Source organism: Microbacterium zouquanmingi (assembly GCF_052266675.1).
Lineage (GTDB): Bacteria > Actinomycetota > Actinomycetes > Actinomycetales > Microbacteriaceae > Microbacterium.
The window spans coordinates 273,586-295,418 of sequence record NZ_JBQPRA010000001.1 but is presented as its reverse complement, the minus strand read 5'-3'; the positions used below and the strand labels follow the sequence as shown (position 1 = coordinate 295,418).

Annotated in this window: 21 protein-coding genes and 2 pseudogenes; 6 read left to right on the top strand and 17 right to left on the bottom strand. The window is 63.0% G+C overall.

All coding sequences use genetic code 11. The features are described 5' to 3' along the window. Nucleotides 1-14 precede the first annotated feature (14 nt). The 3 genes from ACTU6V_RS01430 to ACTU6V_RS01420 are packed head-to-tail and all read right to left on the bottom strand — an operon-like array spanning nucleotide 15 to nucleotide 2,857. The gene (locus ACTU6V_RS01430; protein WP_443474712.1) at nucleotides 15-1,442 is read right to left on the bottom strand and encodes a CCA tRNA nucleotidyltransferase; all 1,428 of its coding nucleotides are present in this window, start codon (nucleotides 1,440-1,442) and stop codon (nucleotides 15-17) included. A 33-nt stretch (nucleotides 1,443-1,475) separates the two neighbouring features. Further along, nucleotides 1,476-2,324, bottom strand: coding sequence for a M23 family metallopeptidase (locus ACTU6V_RS01425; protein WP_443474711.1), 849 nt, complete (start codon nucleotides 2,322-2,324; stop codon nucleotides 1,476-1,478). After that, nucleotides 2,321-2,857: an ArsR/SmtB family transcription factor gene (locus tag ACTU6V_RS01420; RefSeq protein WP_443469949.1), complete on the bottom strand. Its 537-nt coding sequence runs from the start codon at nucleotides 2,855-2,857 to the stop codon at nucleotides 2,321-2,323. The genes ACTU6V_RS01425 and ACTU6V_RS01420 overlap by 4 nt, the downstream gene beginning before the upstream one ends. Before the next feature lie 123 nt (nucleotides 2,858-2,980). On the opposite strand from ACTU6V_RS01420, the gene ACTU6V_RS01415 reads away from it, so the two are divergent. Then, the gene (locus ACTU6V_RS01415; RefSeq protein ID WP_443474710.1) at nucleotides 2,981-3,682 is read left to right on the top strand and encodes a hypothetical protein; all 702 of its coding nucleotides are present in this window, start codon (nucleotides 2,981-2,983) and stop codon (nucleotides 3,680-3,682) included. Between the two features lie 54 nt (nucleotides 3,683-3,736). Here ACTU6V_RS01415 and ACTU6V_RS01410 read toward each other — a convergent pair whose 3' ends face one another. From ACTU6V_RS01410 to ACTU6V_RS01395, 4 genes and pseudogenes are all read right to left on the bottom strand, one after another. Next, entirely contained in the window at nucleotides 3,737-4,027 is a 291-nt protein-coding gene (locus ACTU6V_RS01410) for a hypothetical protein (RefSeq protein WP_443469951.1), read from the bottom strand. Between the two features lie 44 nt (nucleotides 4,028-4,071). Next, the gene (locus ACTU6V_RS01405; protein WP_443469952.1) at nucleotides 4,072-4,515 is read right to left on the bottom strand and encodes a MepB family protein; all 444 of its coding nucleotides are present in this window, start codon (nucleotides 4,513-4,515) and stop codon (nucleotides 4,072-4,074) included. Nucleotides 4,516-4,694: 179 nt separating this feature from the next. Next, a complete protein-coding gene (locus ACTU6V_RS01400) occupies nucleotides 4,695-6,749 on the bottom strand; it encodes a serine hydrolase domain-containing protein (RefSeq protein ID WP_443474709.1) in 2,055 nt (684 codons plus the stop codon). 173 nt (nucleotides 6,750-6,922) lie between these two features. Next, nucleotides 6,923-7,042 (bottom strand): annotated as a pseudogene (locus ACTU6V_RS01395) (LLM class flavin-dependent oxidoreductase); the annotation flags it as partial. Nucleotides 7,043-7,116: 74 nt separating this feature from the next. Between ACTU6V_RS01395 and ACTU6V_RS01390 the strand changes: the two are divergent. Next, entirely contained in the window at nucleotides 7,117-7,470 is a 354-nt protein-coding gene (locus tag ACTU6V_RS01390; RefSeq protein ID WP_443469954.1) for a nuclear transport factor 2 family protein, read from the top strand. On the opposite strand, the pseudogene ACTU6V_RS01385 reads toward ACTU6V_RS01390, so the two are convergent. Beyond that, nucleotides 7,471-7,593: pseudogene (locus ACTU6V_RS01385) on the bottom strand (LLM class flavin-dependent oxidoreductase); the annotation flags it as partial. Between the two features lie 258 nt (nucleotides 7,594-7,851). On the opposite strand from ACTU6V_RS01385, the gene ACTU6V_RS01380 reads away from it, so the two are divergent. Then, on the top strand, nucleotides 7,852-9,033 hold the full coding sequence (locus tag ACTU6V_RS01380) for a S8 family peptidase (protein ID WP_443474708.1): 1,182 nt from the start codon (nucleotides 7,852-7,854) through the stop codon (nucleotides 9,031-9,033). A 299-nt stretch (nucleotides 9,034-9,332) separates the two neighbouring features. Here ACTU6V_RS01380 and ACTU6V_RS01375 read toward each other — a convergent pair whose 3' ends face one another. Both ACTU6V_RS01375 and ACTU6V_RS01370 read right to left on the bottom strand, forming a co-directional pair. Next, nucleotides 9,333-10,385, bottom strand: a complete 1,053-nt coding sequence (locus ACTU6V_RS01375; RefSeq protein ID WP_443474707.1) for an LLM class flavin-dependent oxidoreductase — start codon at nucleotides 10,383-10,385, stop codon at nucleotides 9,333-9,335. Between the two features lie 43 nt (nucleotides 10,386-10,428). Continuing rightward, entirely contained in the window at nucleotides 10,429-11,943 is a 1,515-nt protein-coding gene (locus ACTU6V_RS01370) for a class I SAM-dependent methyltransferase (RefSeq protein ID WP_443474706.1), read from the bottom strand. A gap of 98 nt (nucleotides 11,944-12,041) precedes the next feature. Between ACTU6V_RS01370 and ACTU6V_RS01365 the strand changes: the two genes are divergently transcribed. From ACTU6V_RS01365 to trxA, 3 genes are all read left to right on the top strand, one after another. Next, nucleotides 12,042-14,150, top strand: a complete 2,109-nt coding sequence (locus ACTU6V_RS01365; protein WP_443474705.1) for a DUF6049 family protein — start codon at nucleotides 12,042-12,044, stop codon at nucleotides 14,148-14,150. An 84-nt stretch (nucleotides 14,151-14,234) separates the two neighbouring features. Continuing rightward, nucleotides 14,235-15,206: a thioredoxin-disulfide reductase gene (trxB, locus tag ACTU6V_RS01360; RefSeq protein ID WP_443469761.1), complete on the top strand. Its 972-nt coding sequence runs from the start codon at nucleotides 14,235-14,237 to the stop codon at nucleotides 15,204-15,206. Nucleotides 15,207-15,254: 48 nt separating this feature from the next. Continuing rightward, a complete protein-coding gene (trxA, locus tag ACTU6V_RS01355) occupies nucleotides 15,255-15,608 on the top strand; it encodes a thioredoxin (protein WP_417509667.1) in 354 nt (117 codons plus the stop codon). Nucleotides 15,609-15,715: 107 nt separating this feature from the next. On the opposite strand, the gene ACTU6V_RS01350 is transcribed toward trxA, so the two are convergent. From ACTU6V_RS01350 to yidC, 7 genes are all read right to left on the bottom strand, one after another. Then, on the bottom strand, nucleotides 15,716-16,051 hold the full coding sequence (locus ACTU6V_RS01350; RefSeq protein WP_443469760.1) for a tryptophan synthase subunit alpha: 336 nt from the start codon (nucleotides 16,049-16,051) through the stop codon (nucleotides 15,716-15,718). Between the two features lie 9 nt (nucleotides 16,052-16,060). Continuing rightward, complete coding sequence (locus tag ACTU6V_RS01345; RefSeq protein ID WP_443469759.1) at nucleotides 16,061-17,503, bottom strand: sugar porter family MFS transporter; 1,443 nt, start codon at nucleotides 17,501-17,503, stop codon at nucleotides 16,061-16,063. 67 nt (nucleotides 17,504-17,570) lie between these two features. Continuing rightward, entirely contained in the window at nucleotides 17,571-18,545 is a 975-nt protein-coding gene (locus ACTU6V_RS01340; RefSeq protein ID WP_443469758.1) for a ParB/RepB/Spo0J family partition protein, read from the bottom strand. After that, the gene (locus tag ACTU6V_RS01335) at nucleotides 18,545-19,468 is read right to left on the bottom strand and encodes a ParA family protein (protein WP_443474704.1); all 924 of its coding nucleotides are present in this window, start codon (nucleotides 19,466-19,468) and stop codon (nucleotides 18,545-18,547) included. Before ACTU6V_RS01335 ends, ACTU6V_RS01340 begins: the two co-directional genes overlap by 1 nt. Nucleotides 19,469-19,628: 160 nt before the next feature. After that, a complete protein-coding gene (rsmG, locus tag ACTU6V_RS01330) occupies nucleotides 19,629-20,249 on the bottom strand; it encodes a 16S rRNA (guanine(527)-N(7))-methyltransferase RsmG (protein ID WP_443474703.1) in 621 nt (206 codons plus the stop codon). A gap of 19 nt (nucleotides 20,250-20,268) precedes the next feature. Then, nucleotides 20,269-20,763 carry a Jag family protein gene (locus tag ACTU6V_RS01325; RefSeq protein WP_443469755.1) on the bottom strand — a complete coding sequence of 165 codons (495 nt, stop codon included), beginning with the start codon at nucleotides 20,761-20,763 and terminating at the stop codon, nucleotides 20,269-20,271. After that, entirely contained in the window at nucleotides 20,763-21,830 is a 1,068-nt protein-coding gene (gene yidC, locus ACTU6V_RS01320) for a membrane protein insertase YidC (protein ID WP_443474702.1), read from the bottom strand. Before yidC ends, ACTU6V_RS01325 begins: the two co-directional genes overlap by 1 nt. Nucleotides 21,831-21,833: the final 3 nt, after the last annotated feature.

Here is a 21,833-nt window from a genome sequence, read left to right as displayed (position 1 = left end):
CCGCCGTGGGCGCGCTACCCGCGCGCGGCCCACCATTCGCGCAGGCGCTGCTCGGCGGCATGCGGCCCCAGCACACCCTCGTCGAGTCGCAGCTCGAGCAAGAACTTGTACGCCTCGCCCACGTCGCGACCGGGCCTGATTCCGAGGATCTGCTGGATCTGGTTGCCGTCGAGGTCAGGACGGATCGAGTCCAGCTCCTCCTGTTCGCGCAGGTCGGCGATGCGCGTCTCGATGTCGTCGTACGCGGATGCCAGGCGCTGCGCCTTGCGACGATTGCGAGTGGTCACATCCGCTCGGGTCAGGATGTGCAGCTGCTCGAGGCGGTCGCCGGCGTCTCGGACGTAGCGGCGGACCGCGGCATCCGTCCACGCGCCTTCGGCATAGCCGAAGAAGCGCAGGTGCAGCTCGATGAGCGTCGCCACAGCGTCCGTCGTGTCACCATCGAAGCGCAGCGCCTGCAGGCGCTTGCGCGCCATCCGCGAGCCGACCACGTCATGGTGGTGGAACGTCACCGCTCCCCCGGACTCGAGCTTTCGGGTACGGGGCTTGCCGATGTCGTGCAACAGGGCCGCGATACGCAGCGGAACATCAGGGGCATCACCCGGATGCCGCGACTTCTCGAGCTCGATCGCCTGCTGCAGCACGGTCAGGGAGTGCTCGTAGACGTCCTTGTGATGATGGTGCTCGTCGACCTCAAGGCGCAGCGCGCTCACTTCGGGCATGAACTCTTCGATGAGCTCGGTGTCGACGAGAACCCGGATGCCGCGGACCGGGTCGTCGGTCTGCATGAGGCGCACCAGTTCGCTCTGAATGCGCTCGGGGCTGACGATCTTGAGCGTTTCACGCAGTTCCGAGATCGCGGCGAGGGTCTCGTCCCCGATGAAGAAGCCGAGTTGGGCGCTGAAACGGGCGGCGCGCAGCATCCGGAGTGGATCGTCTCCGAAGCTCACCTTCGGATCGGTCGGGGTATGAAGCACCCCCGCGACCAGGTCTTCGACACCACCGGTCGGATCGACGAGTTTGATCTCTGGCACCTTCAGCGCCATCGCGTTCACCCGGAAGTCACGGCGCACGAGGTCGCCCTCGATCGCGTCACCGAACTCGACGGTCGGCTTGCGGGTCACACCGTCGTAGCTGTCAGCGCGGTAAGTCGTGATCTCGACCTGCTCGCCGCGCACACGGGCGCCGATCGTGCCGAAGGCGCGGCCGATGTCCCACTGGGTGCTCGAGATGGGGGTGACGATCTTCAGGATCTCGTCGGGCGAAGCGTTCGTCGTGAAGTCCAGATCGTTCACGTCGCGGCCGATCAGCGCATCGCGCACAGGACCGCCGACGACAGCAAGATCGAACCCGGCATCCTGGAATGCCTGCGCCACCACCGAGACGACCGGTCCTTCGGCGAGCTCGCGCAGTCGGGCGAGCCCTTCGGCCATATTCAGCATGGGTTCCAGCGTACCGGGGGAAGAGCCCTCGATTCAGGCAGCGCTCATGCGCTCCTCATTGCGCGGCAACGCATCGTGGCGCTCTGGAGCATCACCCAGCGTGATCGCGGTGAACACTATGGGCACTCCCTGCGCCAGGAACAGCGACTGTCGGTCCATGAGCTGGGCGTGCACGTGAGGTTCGGTGCTGTTTCCGGAGTTTCCGCACTGCCCGATCTGGTCGCCGCTACGCACGGTGTCACCGACACTCACGGTGACGGACCCCTTCTGGAGGTGAGCGAGCGTGGCATACAACCCGTCGTCCGTGCGAATCGTGACGTGATTACCGACGATAAAGCCAGGCCCGCCGAACTCGCGGATCATCCCTTCGACCATCAGATAGAGAAGGCCGAGCACCGTCGAACGGGCACGGTGGTCGCGGCGCCAGTCCGAGGACTTCACGACGACGCCACCGACCATGGCGAACACGGGCTGCCCGAACGCCGGGTAGTCGCTGTTCGGTCGCATCGGACCGCCCGTTCCGAACACCGGCCGCGACGCACCATTCGGTTCGTACACCAGGTCGATCGCATGCGCCTGCCCGTACATGCGGATGCCGTGACTGGGCACCCTGGATGCAGGACTGTTCATTGCCAACCAGCGCCCACGCACCGGAGAGCCGACGAGCACGGTGTCTGTGTGCGGCAGAAGACGAGGACCGACGAACACGAGCAGCGCCGTCAGCGCCCAGCCGGCGAAGGCGATGCCGACGAGCATCAACCGGATCGACCGTGGAAGCCCACCGAAAAGCGGTGACAGGACGGCGATCGCCAGGAGGATGACAGTGGAGACCGCGAGGATCAGCATCCGCGCGCGATAGACGGCGATGACGATGCCGGTCATCGCTCGGCCCCCAGCATGCAGATCATCAGCGGCACGACGCGCGCAGCAGGCACCTCGTACGTGCCGCGACCGCTCTGTCGCACCCATCCGGTGGCGACCAGCTGACGAAGGTGATGGTGGAGCTGACCTGTCGTGCCAAGTGATTCGATGGCGCCGAGATCGGCCGTCGCATGCACGCCGGCGAGGACGTGCCGCAGCAGTTCGAGTCGCACCGGATGCCCCAGTGCCGCCAGCACCTGCGAGCGCTCACCCCAATCGGATTCGAGGAGGCCCTCGGCACCGATCCCCTGCTGCCACGCCACCGGCGCACCGGTCGGCAGCGTCAGTGATCCGACCATCATCACCGCACCACCCACGGTGCTCGGATCATCGGGCAGTCGTGACTGGAGTTCGGTCAGGGCCCAGAAGGCGTCTCCTTCGGCAGGAACGCTCGTCGCCTCAGCAGATCGCGCAACACGGGACGACTCCAGTGCTGAAACGCGGGCCGCGAGACTCTGTACGGCCTCGCGGAGGTCGGCAATTTCTTCACCCATGCGTCGATAGTACGTTATTACGTACTATCGACGCAAAGCGCTCCGTCCGCAGGACGCGACGAACCGATTCTTCGTGCGGAGTGGCTGCCGGTCTTCCAGAACAACGACATCGACCTCGTTCTCATGGGTCATGACCACACGTACGCCCGCGGCTACGTGAACACCGATGCGACGGAGACCCCCGGAATCACCTCTGGCCCCGTCTACGTCGTCTCGAACTCCGGAGCGAAGCACTACGACCTCGAGACGGACGCGAAGAACGTCTGGACCAACAACGGCGCCACCCAGGTGCTGCGTGGTGCGGGCGTCACGAAGTACGACGACGGCCAGAAGTGGGTCACCGAGGCGGGCATCACCCCTCCGGCGCAGCCTGAGCCCGAGGTTCCCGCATCGCTCGTACTCGGGGCGGAGTCCGTCGTCGCAGGTGGCAAGGTAGCCGTTTCGGGTGCGGACTTCGCACCGGGCGCGGAGATCGTCTTCGAGCTGCGCTCGACGCCGGTGCGCATCGGATCAGCCACGGTTGCCGCTGATGGTTCGTTCACGGCATCCCTGACGATCCCGGCGGAAACTCCGGCAGGCGCGCACACGCTCGCCGCGATCCTCCCCGACGGCACCGAGGTGACCGCGGCTCTCACCGTGACCGCCGCTGCCAGTGACGTCGGACCTGGGGCCGGGGACGATGGGACTACCGGCTCTGGTGGTTCTGCCTCTGGCGACATCGCAACGACCGGTGCGGACAGCACCGCACTCATTGCGGGTGCTGTGCTGCTTCTCGCGATGGGCCTCGGCCTGTTCGCGATGCGCCGTCGCATGCGTGCGGAGTAACTCACGACAGAGGGTGCGCCGCCAGAGGCTCTGCTCCGGCGGCGCACCGTCGTTTCAGCCTGGATAGCCAGTGATGTCGCGGATCTCCTGGCTGTGGCGGCGCCTCATCGCGAGAAGAGAGACGCTCATGAACGCTCCTCCGATGAGCGCGATGGCCAACAGGATCCAGACGCCGAGGTCGGCGTCGACCAGACCGAGCGCGAAGACAACTATCAGCGTGGTGATGAACGCGAATCCCTCGATCACGGCGAACGCGATGAAGAAGCGAGTCTGTCGCTGCTGGTGCTGACGCCTCAGCTGGTCGACACGATCGTCATTCGAACTGCCGTTCAGCGAGTAACTCATGGCTGAAGCGTACCGGCCCGCTCTACACCGCGATCGTGCTGCCATCACGCGGATAGCTCAGTGAAAGCGCCAGTTTGGGCGCGTTGAGTGCGAGTCGCCTGAGCGTTCAAGTTCGTGCACCATGTGGGGTAAACCCGAAATCCCCTCTTCCCCGGGGCAAGAGAAGACTGAACAATACCGAGTCCCACCAGATGCTCGCGAGAAAAAGTGAATACCCCGAACCGTGCCCCGTCTTTCACGAAGACCATGAGGCCCTCGCAGCTATCAGTGCTCTCAAACGGTTGAGTCTTTCCCGTTGGCGATCTTTTCCACACCGCTACGAATGCACCCGGCTTTGTTGGAGTGACTCGCGCCGTCCGGATGCGCCAGCTGCCCGAACCTATCTCTACTCGACCGGCCTCATAGTCGCTGTCCTGCTCCTCTGAGACAATCTCCGAAGCGGCCAAGCCTGAACGAAGTCGATACTCTTCGAAGGCCGAGAACTGCATGACCGCAGCCTAACAAGACCCCGAGAGCCTCTTGGCTAGGGATGTCAGAGGTGCTGCTACCTCCACAGCGGAGCGCCGCGGTGGACTCAGATCGCGTATCTCTCGACCGGGCCCTCCCCGTTCGGCTTCCAGCCGAGCGAGGGGGCTACATGCTTCGCGAACGAGATCATTAAATCGCCTCAGGTCCTCTCAGCGCTGAGAGTGACGGTCTCGCCCGCCTTTCCAAACACGACGACCAATGATCCGGCTGGAAGTATGCTCGAGCCGGCCGCAACGTCGATCGCGTGACCGTCCTGTGTGTAGGCACGCCAGATGCCGCCGACCGACTCAAGTCGCGTATCGGCCGGTACGGACAACCATTCCGCAGCCGAATCGTCGCCGATCTCTATCCGCACCTCGCCTTCTTCGAGCTGGGGAAGAAACTCGACAGGACGATACGTTCCCGAGCCGTGCTGCACCCACTCCTCGCCATCGCGGGAGAAGATGCGCAGATCATTCATGTCGCGCCCGTTCACCGCGGGGAGCTGCACGAACATCGCTGCCACTTCGTCGCTGCCTCGCGGATCAACGGGCGTCGAGCCCTGGGCGTGAGTGACCCACAGGTAACCGGTGTCATCCGGATCTGCCATGGTGAGAGTTGGGTTGCCGTTCCAGAGCAATGAGTCCGAACGCTCGTTAGTCATCACCCATGTTCGGCCCACGCGTTGCGCCCAGGCAGCCTCGAGCGCTCCGTTCGGTGAAACCTTTTCACCGAGAATCGAGGTGTCCAGAAAGCCTCCCGACTGATCTGGAAGCTGAAGGACAAGGTAAGTCCGACCCCAAGCAACACGCGTTTGCAACGACCGAGATGGCTCGGTCGTCCGCCAAAAGAGGCCGTCTTTGCGTAGCGTGTAAGTCTCGGGTGGCAGCCATTCCCCGCCGGTGTACGCGTTCACTTTTAGCGAGCCCTCGGGTGTTGCTTCAACGCGAACCAATATCGACCCCGCGTACGATCCGGCCATCGCGGCCAGTTCTTCATCTGTAGCCGTGGCCGGCTCCTGGCCCTTTTCATCCAAAGTCGCCGGTTGGAGCGCAGCCCCATCGATTTCGCTGATCGCGCTACGCAAGATCGTCTGAGCGAGAGTGCTCAGCATCCCCGAGCCAAGGTGGCGTCCGGCGGCAGTGATGATCACGCCGACATCGGAATCTGGCGCAAGCATGAAGGTCGCGTGGTAATCCACGGTGTCACCACCCTTGGTCCACCCGCGTGCCCCCACCGCTGCCAACCCGGGGTCCGTCACCGTGTCCCAGCCGAGGCCGTACTGGAACGTGGTCGTAGAAATGGGCTCGAGTGTGCCAGCTATCTGGTCTAGCCCCATCTCCTCGATCGCAGCGGCTGAGAGCACCTGCGTTCCCCGCCACGTTCCGTCGCCAAGTAGCACCTTCGCAAGTCGTGCCATCTCCTGAGGGGTCGAGAAAATCGCACCGGACGCATGGAGGTTGAGGTATTCCGCTGGCTGGGTGACGCCCTCGACGATCACCGGTGCGAAACTATCTGGGTCCAACGCGATCGTGGGGTATATCGTGCGGGTCATACCAAGAGGCTCGAACACTCGGGCATCGACGTACTCTGTAAAGGGCATGCCGCTTACACGCTCGACGAGAAGTCCGGCCATCGTGAAGCAGTCGTTGCAGTACACCGCCACTGAGCCTGGAATGCTCTTTAGCCGCGACTGCGCTAAGTTGCCGAGCATCTGCCCGGCGTAGTCGGCGAACGGGCTGGTCGTGAAGCCATTGGCATAGTCGGTGCCGGGAAACCCCGCCGAGTGGTTCAGGAGCATGCGCACCGTGATTTGCGTAAAGTTTGGATCGGCCATCCGAAAGTCAGTGATGTAATCGGTGATCGAGGCATCGAGGTGCACCAGACCCGCGTCTACTAGCTGCATCACCGCCACCGTGGTGATCATCTTGCTGACAGATCCGATGCCGTACAGCGTCTCCGCTGTCGGCGGGGCGCCGTCTGTATCCACGGCCCCGAACGTTGCTGACCACGCCACCTCATCGCCGGTTACCAAAGCCAGAGAAAGCGACGAGGCATCATGCTCAGCGAGCAACGCCTCTGCATCCGCGCTCGCAATCGAGGCGGTATGCGAAAAGTCCGGGGCATTCCGGGCCACTGCGGTGGCTACGGCGACAGTCGCAACCACGGCTGCGCAGACCGCGAGCACCACGTAGACACGCAATGTTTTTCCCATTCTGTACTCCTTTGTACCGATGGGGCCGGGGCCGACGTCGAGCTGGGACACCACCTCACGCCATATGCAGCAACCTCACCCCCGCATGCGCTTGATTTTCCGGCATCGCACTATGCCGCACAAGAGGCTGTGTTGCGCAGGCAAATTGCTCGTGCTGCATTCGACACCATTGCTTACATCGGGTGTCCCTCGACCGGGCCATCTGTGTTCGGCTTCCAGCCGAGTTCAGGTGCGACGTATTTCGCGAATGATTCGAGCACGTGCAGGTTGTAATCGACACCCAATTGGTTCGGGGCAGGCCTATAAGGGCGCATGGGCGCCCGGATACTATTGATCCATGGAAGCCGGCGTAGCGCTACGAGGGCTCATGTCCGCAATCGATGAGCATCGTTGGGATGACCTTGAGCAGTACCTTCACCCAGAGTTTCTCTGCCATTTGGTACACACAGGTGAGTCGTTCTCCCGCACCGAGTGGATTCAGTTCAATGCGGGCTACCCAGATTTTGACCGATTGAAGATTGAGGAACTTGTGGCGGCCGAGGCTGAGGCCGCCTGTCGTTCCCATGTCACCAGTCGAGGGGCCGCAGGAACCGAGCATTTTTCCTGCGCAAGCTTTGCGCGCATGGCCGACGGTCAGATCCTTCAGCTCACCGAGGTCTGGACTGATGTAGGACAGCAGGCTCCTCCGGATACTCGTACATCAGTCGCTGATCCGGCGTAGTCAGATCGCGTATCCCTCGACGGGGCCTTCCGTGTTCGGCTTCCAGCCGAGTTCAGGTGCGACGTATTTCGCGAATGATTCGAGCACGTGCAGGTTGTAATCGACACCCAATTGGTTCGGTAGTCGTTAGCGTGGTACGCGGTTCAAGCGCAGATAGTAGTCCGCGCGGGATTCGTTGAAGTCGGCTCGGAAACATCGTATGTCGATGGCATGGGCCAGGACGTCATCGAGCATATTTACCGAATTCACTCGACGCTGTCCATTTGAACTGCGTCGAGTGGCCGGAAGCTAAGCTTGTGTGACGCCGGAGGGGGCTGCGATATCGATGGAAATCAACGTGAACTTTGAGCAAGTACTCAAGGCCGATGGTGGAGAGGGCCTTTGAGTTCTCAACCCCGCGTGCGGCGGATGCTCGTAGCTGGTGTGATCTTAGGCTCGCTCGGGCTGTCTTTCGCGTCAGCGGCAAGCGCCGATACCGACGCTGACGCTCTCTGGTACCTCGATGCCCTCCAGGTTTCCGCTGTGCACGATGCCGGAATCACTGGAGAAGGCATCACGATCGCGGTGTTCGATGACGAGATCGATCCTGATCTCCCAGGGCTTCAGGACGCCGACATCGAGATTCGAGAACTTGAAGGATGCCCCGCCCCCATCGCGGTGCCGTACAACGGCACCGTCCTCGAGGGACACGGATCATCCGTGACATCGTTGCTCGTCGGAAACGGAACATCAGAGTCTGGCGCGGGGCCCGTAGGTGTCGCTCCCGGGGTGAAGATTCTCTTCTACGGTGTGCTGAACACCGAATGCCCTAACGGCACGAACTTCACCCGAGCGCTCGATGACGCAGTCGGTGCGGGCGCCGACATCGTCAGCTTTTCCGGTGGCACTGGAGTACTTCCCGTTGGTAACGAGGCCGAGGTCGCGAGCGTGACCGCGGCACTGCAGGCAGGCGCGCTGATCGTCACTGCGCTTTCAAACGAGGACACCACGCTCATTTCGACACTCACAACGATGAATGGTGTTGTAAATGTAGCCTCCTTCGATGTCGCATCAAACGCGGCTCCGTGGCCCGATGGCACACCGATGACGTTCGAAGATGTCGACGTCTCCGCACCAGGAATCGACGTGTCCGGCGTCGGCTGGGATGGCACCTGGGGAACGTCTCCCTGGTCGGGAAATTCCGCAGCGACGCCCCTCGTGTCAGGTGTCATCGCACTCGCCATGCAGAAATGGCCAGACGCAACGCCGAACCAAATTCTGCAATCGCTCATCCACAACACCGGCACCGCCCCACACGACCTGGCCTGGTCAGACACTTTTGGATACGGCCCTGTCAACGCCACCCGCATGATCGAACACGATCCGTCTCAGTATCCAGACGAGAATCCACTGTTCACCGACGACCAACTCCCCACACCCGACGATGTCTACCCCGCGCCGACACCAGAACCAACCGCACCACCCGCCACCGGGGCTGGAGCGCTACCGTGGGTACTCGGCGGAAGCACCGTAATCATCGTGGGAATCGGAGTCTCAGTGGCGCTCTTGCGTCGGAAGAAGTAAGAAGAAGTCCAAGGCCCATAGCCCGAACGTCTGCACACCCACCATGTTTGACGCGGAGGTGGCAATGGCTAGCAAGCTGAAGCAACAGCCGTGGCCGGTTCTATCGGAAGCTGCCTTGGTGTGGAAGGGCTTTCGTTCCCATCCAGGTGGTACCCACCACTCACTGAGGTTTCAATCGGCAAGAGGCGGGGAGGCGAAAGCTCCACGGCCTCTTGTCGTGCCATGAGCACGCCTGGGCTGCGATCTCAGCCCATCCTAGCCAGCCCTCGACAATGTGTGCGTGGGTCGAGGAATCGCGCTCAGATCGCGTATCCCTCGACCGGGCCCTCCCAGTTTGGCTTCCAGCCAAGCGAGGGTGCTACATGCTTCGCGAACGACTCCAAGATATGTACACAATAAGCAACACCCAGTTGCGTGGGGATCGTGAGCATCAGCGTGTCAGCGGCCATGACCGCTTCGTCCTGCTTCAGCTGCGAGATCAGCGCATCGGGTTCAGCGGCGTAGGTCTTGCCGAACGTGGAGCGCATCCCGTCGATGATGCCGATCTGGTCGCCATTCTCGGCGCTGCGAAGCCCGAAGTAGGCCCGGTCCATGTCGTTGATCAACGGGAAGACGCTGCGGCTGACCGAGACCCGCGGAGTCCTCGTGTGACCGGCATCCTTGTAGGCCGCCCGGTACATATCGATCTGCTCACGCTGCAGCACGTGGAACTCCGCCCCTGTCGCCTCGGTGAGCAGCGTCGAGCTCATCAGGTTCAGGCCTTTGCGGCCGGTCTCCTCCGCGCTCGTGCGGGACCCCGAGCCCCACCAGATGTGGTCGCGCAGAGTCTCGGAGCGCGGTTCAACGGCAAGGTACCGGCCCTCGCCGACCTGCTGAGGATCACCCTGCACGACGCCTGCGCCGTCGATCGCCTCGAGGAACAGCTCGAACTTGTCACGAGCGATATCAGCCCCGCGCGGGTCTTCAGAACCGACGTACCCGAACGCCTCGTAACCGCGCAGCGCGGTCTCGGGTGAGCCGCGGCTCACACCCAGTGCGATGCGCCCGCGGGCGATGAGGTCGAGGGCAGCTGCCTCTTCGGCAAACTGCAGCGGGTTCTCGTAGCGCATGTCGATCACACCGGTGCCGACTTCGATGCGCTCGGTCTTCGCGGCCACCGCGGCCAGCAGCGGCATAGGAGACGCCGCCTGGCGGGCGAAGTGGTGCACGCGCATGTACGCGCCGTTCACGCCGATCTCATCGGCGCCGACCGCGAGGTCGATGTGCTGATGCAGCATCTCGCCGGCTGTGCGCGTGCCGGAACCCGGCACATCGGCGTAATGCCCGAACGAGAGGAATCCGAAAGCCTTCATAGCTTCATGCAACCGCATGCATACCCGCGGCATTCCCGGCCGTTCACCGAACCTCCGGCACCAGGAAGCCGTCGCGCACGAGGTCGCGGATGCGCGGCTCGAGCTCCGCCCACAGGTCAGCGAGCGACACCTCGAACAGATCAGCCAACGCCGCAACGATCTGCGCGACGGTGAGGTCGCCATCGCACGCGCCGACGAATCCGGCGAGCGCAGAATCCACCGAGATCGTCCGGCCGAACCCGCCGCCCTGACGAAGTTCGATCACGCTCGGGTCATCATCGCCGGGCATGTAGTGCCGCGCCTCGGTGACATCGGATGCCGTGACCAGGGTCTGCGGCAACCCCTCAGCCAAAATGTCATGAGCGGAAAGACCGTCGCGCAGCGCCCGCCCCGTGCCGGAGAGCGGCTGTGACAGTTTCTCGAAACGGCGGAGCGGCTCGTGACCTGCGGGACCGCGCCTCAGCAGCACGTACCCGAACCCGATGGCGGTGACCCCGCGGGCGGTGAAGTCGTCGAGCCAGGCTTCCAGCATTCGCCCGAATGCCTCATCGCGCGGCGTCGTACCGCCATCGCGGATCCACAGTTCCGCGTACCCCAGCGGAGTGAGCTCTTCACGCTCGATGACCCAAGCGTCGAGCTCGGGCGCGATCCACGATTCGAGACGGGAGAGACCGGTTTCGCCGGATGACTCCCAGTTGCCCAGCAGCTGCGCAACGCCGCCGGGCAGCAGGTGCGATGCGGCTGAGCGCACGAACTGCTCGACGAGCGCATCGCCGATCAGCCCTCCATCGCGATACTCATACGCGGTGACCCCGTCCACGCGCGGAGTGATCACGAACGGCGGATTCGACACGATCAGATCGAAGGCCTCGCCGGCGACCGGCTCGAACATGCTCCCCTGCCGGAACGTGATGTTCCCCACCCCGTTCAGTCGCGCATTCAGTGCCGCGAACGCCAGAGCACGCTCAGACACATCTGTCGCGACGACCTCACCAGCGTGCCGGGCGACCAGCAGCGCCTGGATTCCGCAGCCGGTTCCGAGATCCAACGCCCGTGAGACGGGTGCGGGAACGACGAGTTCGGCAAGGGTTCGGGATGCTCCACCCACCCCCAGCACGTGATCGGCAGGCAGCTCGGAACCCAGTGCCAGTTCGTCGAGATCGCTGGCGATCCACCACTCGCCGATGCCATCAGCGTCGACGAAGGACTGGGGCCTGATCAGCGCCGTGGGAACGACGTCTGCCTCTGACAGGCGCGCAAGTCCCAGAGCGACAAGACCGTCCACTCCCAGCCGTACCAGCGCCTCCGAGACGAGGGCAGTCGGCTGCGGCATCCCGAGTATGAGCAGCCGCCCGAGCGTTGCCAGGGCGCTCTCGTCACCGTCGACAGCGCGCAGCAGCGGCTCGCGCACGCCGCGGCCGAGAGCGTCATCGGCTTCTTCGCCCCACAGCATCCGAAGGGGTTCAGAGCGGAAGTCGACCCCGTCCAGATCTGCGGCCAATGCCGAGATGAGAGCGGGATCAGGGATGGGCGGGAGCGCGTCGGACACGGCCGTCACTCTACGCGCCTTCAGGCAACCCTGAAGGCGCGCACCTAGAATTGCGGGGTCACAACTCACGGATCCGCCACCCCCGGCGCCCGAGGAAGACCAGAGACTTGATCAGCCCCCGAACCGGCAGACATGAGCGCGCGCACCGCGGCGCACGCGTCGCTGTCGTCTTCGCGCTCGCCTTCGGTCTCGTCGCCGCGCCTCATCTCGCCTCCCCCACCGCAGCAGTCGCCTCCGCAAATGACGCGAATGACGCGAATGACGCGGCAGATGACAGCACGATCCAGCTCTCTCTGCGCGCAGGAGTGCACGGGGTGGTCCAGCCCGGCGCGCCCGTGACCGTTATCGCGTCGGTGCAGAATGACACCGATGAGGCTCTCACCGCCGGTCGGGTCACCGTCGAGCTGAACCGCACTGCGCTCTCGAGTTCCGAGGCGCTGACGGCGTGGCTCGACAGCGGCGAAGCGGCGGGGAGTTTCACGCCGCTCGGCACAGACGACTCGCTTCCGGTGCCGGAGTCCGAGAACATCACCGTGCCCGTCAGTGCGCCCGCAAGCGCCGTCGGTGACCTCGCCCCCGGTGTGTACCCGTTGCGAGGATCACTGTCCACGACCGGTCTGTCGTCCGACGCCATCGCAAGCAGTGTGCTCATCGTCAACGCCGACAGCTCACGACAGATCACCGTTCTCGTGCCGATCACCACGACTCCGAAGGATGGCGCGCTACTCACTGCCGACGAGCTCACCGCGCTGACCGCTCCCGATGGCGCGCTGACCGCGCAACTGGATGGCGTGGCCGGAACCTCCGCGGTGCTGGCGATCGACCCCCTCATTCCCGCGGCCATCCGAGTGCTCGGCACCGCGGCTCCCACGAGTGCGATCACCTGGCTCACGCGACTCGAATCGCTCTCCAACGAGCGCTTCGCGCTGCAGCCCGGTGATGCGGATGCCACCGTGCAGGCTCGCGCGGAGCTACCCACGCTGCTCCAGCCACTGACGCTGGACTCGTACCTCGACCCGGCGAACTTCGCACCGACGAGCGACGCCGCGACGCCCACGCCTTCTGCGTCGGCATCCCCCTCGCCCTCCCCCACACCGAACGAACCCGAACTTCCCACCTACGAAGAGCTCACCGCGATCGCCGGCGCAACTCCCGGAATTCTCTGGCCGCTTGGGGACGTGCAGACCGCCGATCTGTCGACGTTCGACACCTATCTCGCCGCCGACGCGACGACAGTTCTGCCGTCGACGTCTCTGGCCGCCACAGCATCCGCACTCATCGATGTCGACGGTCATCAGGTGATGGCTGCGGATGCCGCAGCATCCGCCTCGTTCTCCGATGCTGCCGCGACGCGCGACGACGCGTCTCGCGAGAACGACATCACTGCCGGGATCGCCCAGCTCACCTATGCCGCCGCTGGCACATCGCTTCTCGTTGGTCTCGACCGTGATGAGACCCGCACATCTGATTCGCTGCGCGAGACCATTCTGTCGGTCTCTGTGATCGCGCAGCCGACGACGATGGACGATCTGCGCGCCGGCTCACCCGCGCTCAGCACCATCGCGGGTGAGCCGGGCGACCAACGCACCACCGCGCTGTCGGGCCTCCTCTCTGACGAGGGCCGGCTGACAGAATTCGCATCGATCCTCGACGACCCTGACGTGCTGCTGTCGCCGGAGCGGCTCAGCATCCTGCACCTGATCGGTGTGGGTGCTGCCTCGAACTTCCCGGCCGCCGTCACGAGCCACCGGATGGCAACCGTTGCGACCCTGAATGCCGTGGGGGTGCAGCAGCCGAGCCCAATCCAGCTGTTCACCTCCGCCGCTCCGCTGCCGGTCTGGGTGCGCAACGATCTGCCCTGGCCGGTGAACGTCATCCTCGACTCCCGCCCATCGGATGCCCGGCTCGACGTGCGACCGCGCACCGAGGTGACCGCGCAGCCGGCCAGCAATACACGAGTCAAGGTTCCAGTCGAAGCACGCGTCGGAAGCGGCGAGCTCGACGTTCATTTCACTCTCACCTCGCCCACCGGGGTGCACATCGGCGAAGACCAGACCGCGAGCGTGACAGTGCGCGCGGAATGGGAGAGCATCGGGCTCATCATTCTCGGTGGCGTCATCGCGATTCTGCTTGTCCTGGGTGTTATCCGCACCGTCGTCCGTCGTCGTAAGACAAAAGAATCGGATGCCGCGGCCCAGACCCCCATCGCGCCATAGTCTGCGCATCCCTGCGCGGGAATGCCACGCCGCTACCATTGGTTTGAAGCAGTGAGCGTCTGCAACGGCGAGAAGAGAGAGCACATGCGCAAGGTCATCATCATCGGCTCCGGCCCCGCCGGATTCACCGCGGCCATCTACGCGGCCCGCGCGAATCTCGAGCCCCTGCTCATCGCGAGCTCGGTCGAGATCGGTGGCGAGCTGATGAACACCACCGATGTCGAGAACTACCCGGGCTTCCCCGACGGCATCCAGGGTCCTGAGCTGATGGCGAAGTTCCAGGAGCAGGCCGAGAAGTTCGGCACCGAGGTCGTCTACGACGACGTCACGTCACTCTCTGTGGACGGGCCGGTCAAGAAGATCGTTCTCGGCAGCGGCGCAGAACACGAAGCGCAGTCGATCATCTACGCGACCGGTTCGGCGTACCGCAAGCTCGGCATCGAGGGCGAGGAACGTCTCTCCGGGTACGGCGTCTCGTGGTGCGCCACGTGCGACGGCTTCTTCTTCCGTGAGAAGACGATCGCGGTCGTCGGCGGCGGCGACTCGGCGATGGAAGAGGCCACATTCCTCACCCGCTTCGCCTCCAAGGTCTACGTGATCCACCGCAAGGACACGCTTCGCGCCTCGAAGATCATGCAGGAGCGTGCCTTCGCCAACGAAAAGATCGAGTTCATCTGGAACAGCGAGGTCGCCGAGATCACCGGTGGCGATTCGGTCTCTGGCGTGACGCTGCGTTCGACGGTCGACGGTTCTTCGCGCGAGCTCGCCCTCGACGGCGTCTTCGTCGCGATTGGCAACGACCCGCGCACGCACCTCGTGCACGACAAGCTCCAGCTCACCGCTGAGGGCACGATCTGGGTCGACGGCCGCTCCTCGCGCACCTCGGTGCCCGGCATCTTCGCCGCGGGTGACGTCATCGACCCTACCTACCGCCAGGCCATCACCGCTGCAGGCTCCGGAACGGTCGCTGCCCTCGACGCTGAGCACTACCTCGCGGATTTTGAGGATGCCTCGGTGGAGGTTCCGGCAGCCGAGGCCGCTGCGGTCATTGCCTGACGGGAACACGATAGACCTCTCTGCTGTTACAGAGGGAGAACTTGAATAATTTCGACAGATAAGAAGCAGGAGAATCAGATGACTGCCAAGGTAACGAGCCAGGCAACGTTCGAACAGGACGTCCTGCAGGCTGAGGGCCCCGTTCTCGTGGACTTCTGGGCCGAGTGGTGTGGACCATGTCGCATGGTCGCACCGGTTCTCGACCAGATCCAGGCTGAGCACCCCGACAAGATCACCATCATGAAGCTCAACGTCGATGAGAACCCCGAGCTTGCGATGAAGTACCAGATCACGTCGATCCCGGCGATGAAGGTCTTCCAGGGCGGCGAGGTCAAGACGACCATCATCGGCGCCAAGCCGAAGCCCGCTCTTGAGCAGGATCTCGCCGCGTACATCGGCTGATTCCGCTCGCGAACCTGCAAAACCACGCCGAGACCACATCGAAACGATGTGGTCTCGGCGTGGTTTTGTCGTTTTGTTACGCGAGGGGCGTCATGCCTCGCGCCTCGCTACGAGGCGTCAGCGATCGACGCGTCCCAGAGGCGGTACCGCGCACCCTCATCGAGCAGTCGCCACACAGCCGGGGTCAACTCCGGGTACTCCAGTGCGATCTGGCGCATGACGCGGTAGTTGCGGGCTGAGTTCGGTCGTACGCCGTTGTTCGCCGCAATGTTCTCGGCGCGCAGCAAGAAGACGACCAGCTCGTCGACGGTGGGGAGATCCTCCATGAATTCCCATGGATCCTCGCCGTTCAGTAGCCGCTCCTGAATGAGGACCGCGCGTTCGTCAGAAGCTTCTGCCCGCAGGACTTCAAGACTCGCGCGGCGCGGAACAGCTTCAGACATACCTCAAGCCTACGCGTGCTTTTTGCCTCCGCGGCGCGGCAGATTCACAACATCCGTCATGGTTTCGAGCTCTCGACCCTTAGTCTCTGGTACCTGGAAGTACACGAAGAAGAACGACACGATCGCGAAGAACGCGTAGAACCCGTAGGCGAAGGTCAGCCCGATCTCGGCAAAGGCCGGGAACGTCGTCGAGATGAAGAAGTTCGCCACCCACTGAGCGGCGGCGGCGACTGCCAGAGCACCGGCGCGGATGCTGTTCGGGAACATCTCCCCCAGCAGCACCCAGACCAGCGGACCCCAGGTGGCGCCGAAGAACACCACAAATCCGTTGGCGCAGATGAGGGCGATCAGTGACCACGGCTGCGGGAGGACGACGTTGCCGTCCTGCAGGGTGCCGAACGAGAAGGCCACGGACATCATGCCTAGGGTCACTGCCATGCCGATCGATCCGGTGAGCAGCATCGGGCGCCGGCCAACCTTGTCGACGAGGAGGATCGCGATGATCGTCACCACGATGTTCGTGATCGAGGTGATGACAGAGGTCATCAGGGCACTCGATTCGTCGAATCCAACCGAAAGCCAGAGTGTGGTCGAGTAGTAGAAGATCACATTGATGCCAACGAACTGCTGGAAGACGCTCAGCAGAATGCCCACCCACACAATGGGCTTCAGGCCGAATTTGTCACCACGAAGGTCCTTGAGTGACTCTTTCTGCTCGACATTCAGCGTCTTGCGGATCTCTTCGATTTTGAGGTTGACGTCTGACTCACCCGTGAAGTCGTAGAGGACCTGCGATGCCTTGTCGATCTGGCCTCTGGCGACCAGGAACCGTGGAGATTCCGGGAGCCTGATCGCCATCACGCCGTAGACGATCGCCGGGATCGCCTCGACCATGAACATCCAGCGCCAGGCGTCGATGCCGAACCACAGCATGTTCGCTGCGCCACCGGCGATGGTCGCGAGAAGCGCGTTGGAGAGCAGCGCGGTGAAGATACCGGTGACGATGGCGAGCTGCTGGAGGGACCCGAGTCTGCCGCGGATTTTCGCCGGCGAGACTTCGGCGATGTACGCAGGGGCGATGACGGATGCCGCGCCCACCCCAAGTCCGCCGATCACACGCCAGATGATGAGGTCGACCACACTGAAAGCGAGACCTGATCCGATCGCGGAGACCAGGAAGAGAACCGCCGCGATGATCATGACGGGGATGCGACCGAGCTTGTTCGCGAGACTTCCCGCAAACCACGCACCGACGGCGCAGCCGATCAGAGCTGAGGAGACAGCGAAGCCTTGAAGTCCGGGTCCGAGCGAGAAGGCGCCCGCCAGAGCATCCACAGCTCCGTTGATGACCGCAGTGTCAAAGCCGAACAGGAAGCCGCCCAGAGCGGCCGCGATGCTGATTCCGATTACTCGTGCGCTGAAACGTCCGGGCGTGCGGCTTCCATCAGACATGTGTCCCCCTCGTTTGAGCCCACTCTAGGAGTCGTCGCGCATCAGGGCGAGACAAATCTGAATCGCGTCAGGATCCGTACTGTTCTTCACCGAGATCGCTGAGGATCCGGTTGAGGTCCTGGATCGACGCGAATTCGATCGCGACCTGGCCTTTTCGTGCGCCCAGAGTGATCTTCACTCGGGTATTCAGACGGTCACCGAGCTTGCCGGCGACCTCATCGAGATACGCACGACGTGCTCCCGGCTGCGGCTTGACCTTCTTAGAACCGGCGGCCGGCAGCGTCTTGGCGGCCTCCTCAGTCGCGCGAACCGAGAGGTCCTCGTTGACCACCTTGTCGGCGAGCCTCTGCATCTGCTCGGCATCGTTGAGTGAGAGCAGAGCGCGAGCGTGCCCCGCGGAGAGGACACCCGCCGCAACGCGCTGCTGAACAGGCACAGGGAGCTTCAACAGACGGATCGTGTTGCTGATCTGCGGACGCGAACGGCCGATGCGTGTGGCCAACTGCTCCTGTGTGATGCCAAAGTCTTCGAGAAGCTGCTGATAGGCGGATGCTTCTTCCAGCGGGTTCAGCTCGGATCGGTGCAGGTTCTCGAGGAGCGCGTCACGGAGGAGATCTTCGTCGTCGGTCTCGCGAACGATCGCAGGGATCATCTCGAGTCCAGCCTCGCGAGCAGCGCGGGTGCGCCGCTCCCCCATGATCAGTTCGTACTCACCCTCAGAGTTCTTTCGAACAACAACAGGCTGCAGAACTCCGAACTCACGCACACTGTGCACCAGCTCTGCGAGTTCGTTCTCATCGAAGTGCGTTCGCGGCTGACGCGGGTTCGGGACAATCGCGTTCGGATCAACCTGAATCAGATGGATGCCGGGAACCACTTCGAGGTCAGGCTCAGAATCGGCCGCGGGAGCGGTGCTCGCCGGCTTCGCTGCATCCGCGGTGATCGTCGCCCCAGGGAAGAACACGTCGACAGGCCGGGTCGCCTGATCACTTGTAGGGATAAGGGCGCCGATTCCGCGGCCCAATCCGGTGCGCTTCGCCATCAGTTCTCCTTGCTCTGCGTCTTTTTGGACGCGATTTCTACAGCGGCCTCGCGATACGCGATCGCTCCGGCGGATGCTCCGTCGTAGGTGATCACCGTCTGGCCGAAACTGGGTGCCTCAGACACACGGACAGAACGCGGAATAACCGTGTTCAACACCTGCTCTGGGAAGTGATTGCGTACTTCATCGGCGACCTGCTGCGCGAGACGGGTCCGTCCGTCGTACATCGTCAGCAGGATGGTTGACAGATGCAGTGCGGGGTTGAGGTGCTTCTTAATCATCTGGATACTGCCGAGCAGCTGGCTCAATCCTTCCAGCGCGTAGTACTCGCACTGAATCGGGATGAAAACCTCGGTTGCCGCGGCGAACGCGTTGATCGTCAACAGTCCGAGCGATGGCGGGCAATCGATGATGATGAAGTCAATGGGGTGCTCAGCGAGATACTGATCCAGTGCTCCGCGGAGGCGATGCTCTCTCGCCACCTGGGAGACGAGTTCGATCTCTGCACCCGCGAGGTGAATCGTGCTGGGCGCACACACGAGGTTTTCAGATTCCGGACTCTGCTGCAGAACGTCAGCGAGCGGAACCTCATTGATCAGCACGTCGTAGATGCTCTGGGTCTCAGCATTGTGCGGAACACCGAGCGCGGTCGACGCGTTTCCTTGGGGATCCAGATCGATCACCATCACCTTGGCGCCCAGTGAAGCCAGCGCCGAAGCGATGTTCACGGCGGTCGTCGTCTTTCCGACGCCACCCTTCTGGTTCGACACCGTGAGAATACGGGTCTCTCCGGTGAAACTGACCTTCACATCTTCGAGATTGCGACGACGGGCCGACAGATCAGCGATCTCTCTCGCGAGCGGCGTATCCATCCCGAATGCATCGTTCGGTGCTTGCTTCTCGGATTGTTTCACGTGAAACATCCACTCCTCTCGATGGCCGCGTTCCACTCTACTGGGGTCTTCCGACAGGGAGATCCACGTAGTGGCCAGCCTGTGCAGAACTCGTGCGAGCTAGCGATTGTCGCCCGAATGTTTCACGTGAAACATTGGCTCTTCACTTGTGTAGCGACCGTGTACGGGATCAGCCACGTACGGTTGCTCGAATGACTCGTGTCGACTCCGACAGAGTGTCCTCGCCGAGCACCTCGACACGCACGTCGCTCAGTCGGTACTTCTTGATCTGCTTTGCTGCTGCAGTGATCTCAGCATCCGCATTCTTGCCCTTGAGGAGGACGAGTTCTCCGCCATCGCGCACGAGCGGCGCTGTCCAAGGCAGCAAAGTGCGCAGCGCACTCACAGCACGAGCCGTCACGACGTCGAACTGAGTCGGCGGCACATCTTCCGCGCGTGACCTCAACACCGTGACGTTCTGCAGATCGAGTTCAGCCACCTGCTCATTGAGCCAGATGACACGACGCTCCATCGGCTCCACCAACGTCCACGACACGTCCGGGCGTGCGATGGCCAGGACGATGCCTGGGAGTCCCGCACCTGAACCGATGTCCGCAGCAGAACCATGGAAGAGGGGAGCGGAAATCGCGCTGTTCAGCACATGACGGGTCCACAGACGTGGGAGTTCGAGCGGGCCGATCAGACCGCGCTCTTCACCCTGAGCAGCAAGCGCGGCAGTGAACGATCGTGCCAGTTCGATGCGATCACCGAACAGTGCGTGTGCAGCCTCGGGCTCAACCTCAACAGTCATGAATGTTTCACGTGAAACATCAACGACGACGGATGACCGTGTGGCGGTCCGGACCCTCGCCGTATGATTCCGAAACGAGGTCGCGGTCAGCGACCACATCGTGCACGAGCTTGCGCTCGTAGCTCGACATTGCGGGCAGGGATGCCTGCGATGCACCCTCATCAAGCTTGATCACTGCAGCGTCGACTAGCTTCTCGAGCTGACGACGACGAGCGTCACGAGATCCGCCAACGTCGAGGATCAACCGTGAGAACGCACCGGTCTTGCTCTGCACTGCGAGGCGGGTGATCTCCTGCAGTGCCTGCACGGTGTCGGGGTTCGAGAGCACCGAGATGCTCTCATCCTCGGATTCAACCGACACGTACGCACGACCCTGTCGCACGTCGAGGTTCAGATCGCCGTCGATGTCTGCGATGTCGAGAAGCTCTTCGATGAAGTCCGCGGCGACATCGCCTTCGTGCTCCAGCTGATCAGCGGTCTGCTCAGGGCGTTCAGTCACGTTGTCAGTGGCCATCAGTTCGAGCCCTTCTTCTTCGCGCGCTTCTTACTCACAGGCTGCTGGCGCTTGTACGCCTCCTGCTTCGCCTTCTCTGCTTCTTCCAGCATCCGCTGCTGTTCTGCCTCGTACGCCGCCATCGGAACAACCTTGCCCGAGGCGTCGATTGCCTTGCCCTTGCGAGCCAGACGCTCTTCGCGTGCCTTCGCGGCTTCAGAACCCGGGGTAGGCATCTCACGGATGACGAGGAACTGCTGAGCCATGGTCCACAGGTTCGAGATGAACCAGTACACGACGACACCCAGCGGGAAGAAGACACCCGAGAAGATGAAGCCCAGCGGCAGCACGTAGAGCATGATCTTCTGCATCTGGTACGCCTGGCCGGTCTTGGCCTCGGGCGACAGGTTCTTCGAGATAATCTGCAGCTGCGTGAAGAACTGCGAACCGATCATGAGGACGACGAGGATCACCAGCAGCACGATCGCGACCGTGTTCTGCGTTTCGACGGCCTGCCCGAGCGTGCCTTGCAGCGAGACAGAGCCGAAGATCGTCGCGTCGTAGAACTCCTGGGTGAGTTCGGCGCTGAGCAGTCCTACGCCACCGAGACCCTGGGTCGCGTGCTTCGTGACGTCGTTGAGCACACTGAACAGCGCGAAGAAGATCGGCATCTGCACGATGAGCGGCAGACAGCTCGACATCGGCGAGGTGCCGTGCTTCTTGTACAGGCCCATCGTCTCGCGGCTCATGGCCTCCCGAGAGAGCTGGTCTTTCTTGCCTTTGTACTTCGCCTGGATCTTCTTCATCTCCGGCGCGATCTCCATCATCTTGCGCTGGCTCTTGATCTGCCGCACGAAGAGAGGGAACACCGACGCGCGAACGACGATGACGAGGCCGATGATCGAAAGGATCCACGTGATGCCGGATGCCGCGGGAAGCCCCACCGCGGTGAACAGCCAGTGCCAGGCGACGAGGATGAGCTCAACCGCCCACTTGAGCGGCCAGAGAATGGTGCCGAGCAGATCGAATCCGCCGCCCCCGGTGTTAGGTGTCGGCGTCGCTGAGGCGAGCAGAAGGTCAAGACCCACTGA

Excerpts from the sequence above, each read along its gene's own strand:
- ACTU6V_RS01430 (WP_443474712.1), bottom strand. The coding sequence starts at position 1,442 with ATGCTGAATATGGCCGAAGGGCTCGCCCGACTGCGCGAGCTCGCCGAA.
- ACTU6V_RS01425 (WP_443474711.1), bottom strand. The coding sequence starts at position 2,324 with ATGACCGGCATCGTCATCGCCGTCTATCGCGCGCGGATGCTGATCCTC.
- ACTU6V_RS01420 (WP_443469949.1), bottom strand. The coding sequence starts at position 2,857 with ATGGGTGAAGAAATTGCCGACCTCCGCGAGGCCGTACAGAGTCTCGCG.
- ACTU6V_RS01415 (WP_443474710.1), top strand. The coding sequence starts at position 2,981 with ATGGGTCATGACCACACGTACGCCCGCGGCTACGTGAACACCGATGCG.
- ACTU6V_RS01410 (WP_443469951.1), bottom strand. The coding sequence starts at position 4,027 with ATGAGTTACTCGCTGAACGGCAGTTCGAATGACGATCGTGTCGACCAG.
- ACTU6V_RS01405 (WP_443469952.1), bottom strand. The coding sequence starts at position 4,515 with ATGCAGTTCTCGGCCTTCGAAGAGTATCGACTTCGTTCAGGCTTGGCC.
- ACTU6V_RS01400 (WP_443474709.1), bottom strand. The coding sequence starts at position 6,749 with ATGGGAAAAACATTGCGTGTCTACGTGGTGCTCGCGGTCTGCGCAGCC.
- ACTU6V_RS01390 (WP_443469954.1), top strand. The coding sequence starts at position 7,117 with ATGTCCGCAATCGATGAGCATCGTTGGGATGACCTTGAGCAGTACCTT.
- ACTU6V_RS01375 (WP_443474707.1), bottom strand. The coding sequence starts at position 10,385 with ATGAAGGCTTTCGGATTCCTCTCGTTCGGGCATTACGCCGATGTGCCG.
- trxB (WP_443469761.1), top strand. The coding sequence starts at position 14,235 with ATGCGCAAGGTCATCATCATCGGCTCCGGCCCCGCCGGATTCACCGCG.
- ACTU6V_RS01350 (WP_443469760.1), bottom strand. The coding sequence starts at position 16,051 with ATGTCTGAAGCTGTTCCGCGCCGCGCGAGTCTTGAAGTCCTGCGGGCA.
- ACTU6V_RS01345 (WP_443469759.1), bottom strand. The coding sequence starts at position 17,503 with ATGTCTGATGGAAGCCGCACGCCCGGACGTTTCAGCGCACGAGTAATC.
- ACTU6V_RS01340 (WP_443469758.1), bottom strand. The coding sequence starts at position 18,545 with ATGGCGAAGCGCACCGGATTGGGCCGCGGAATCGGCGCCCTTATCCCT.
- ACTU6V_RS01335 (WP_443474704.1), bottom strand. The coding sequence starts at position 19,468 with ATGTTTCACGTGAAACAATCCGAGAAGCAAGCACCGAACGATGCATTC.
- rsmG (WP_443474703.1), bottom strand. The coding sequence starts at position 20,249 with ATGACTGTTGAGGTTGAGCCCGAGGCTGCACACGCACTGTTCGGTGAT.
- ACTU6V_RS01325 (WP_443469755.1), bottom strand. The coding sequence starts at position 20,763 with ATGGCCACTGACAACGTGACTGAACGCCCTGAGCAGACCGCTGATCAG.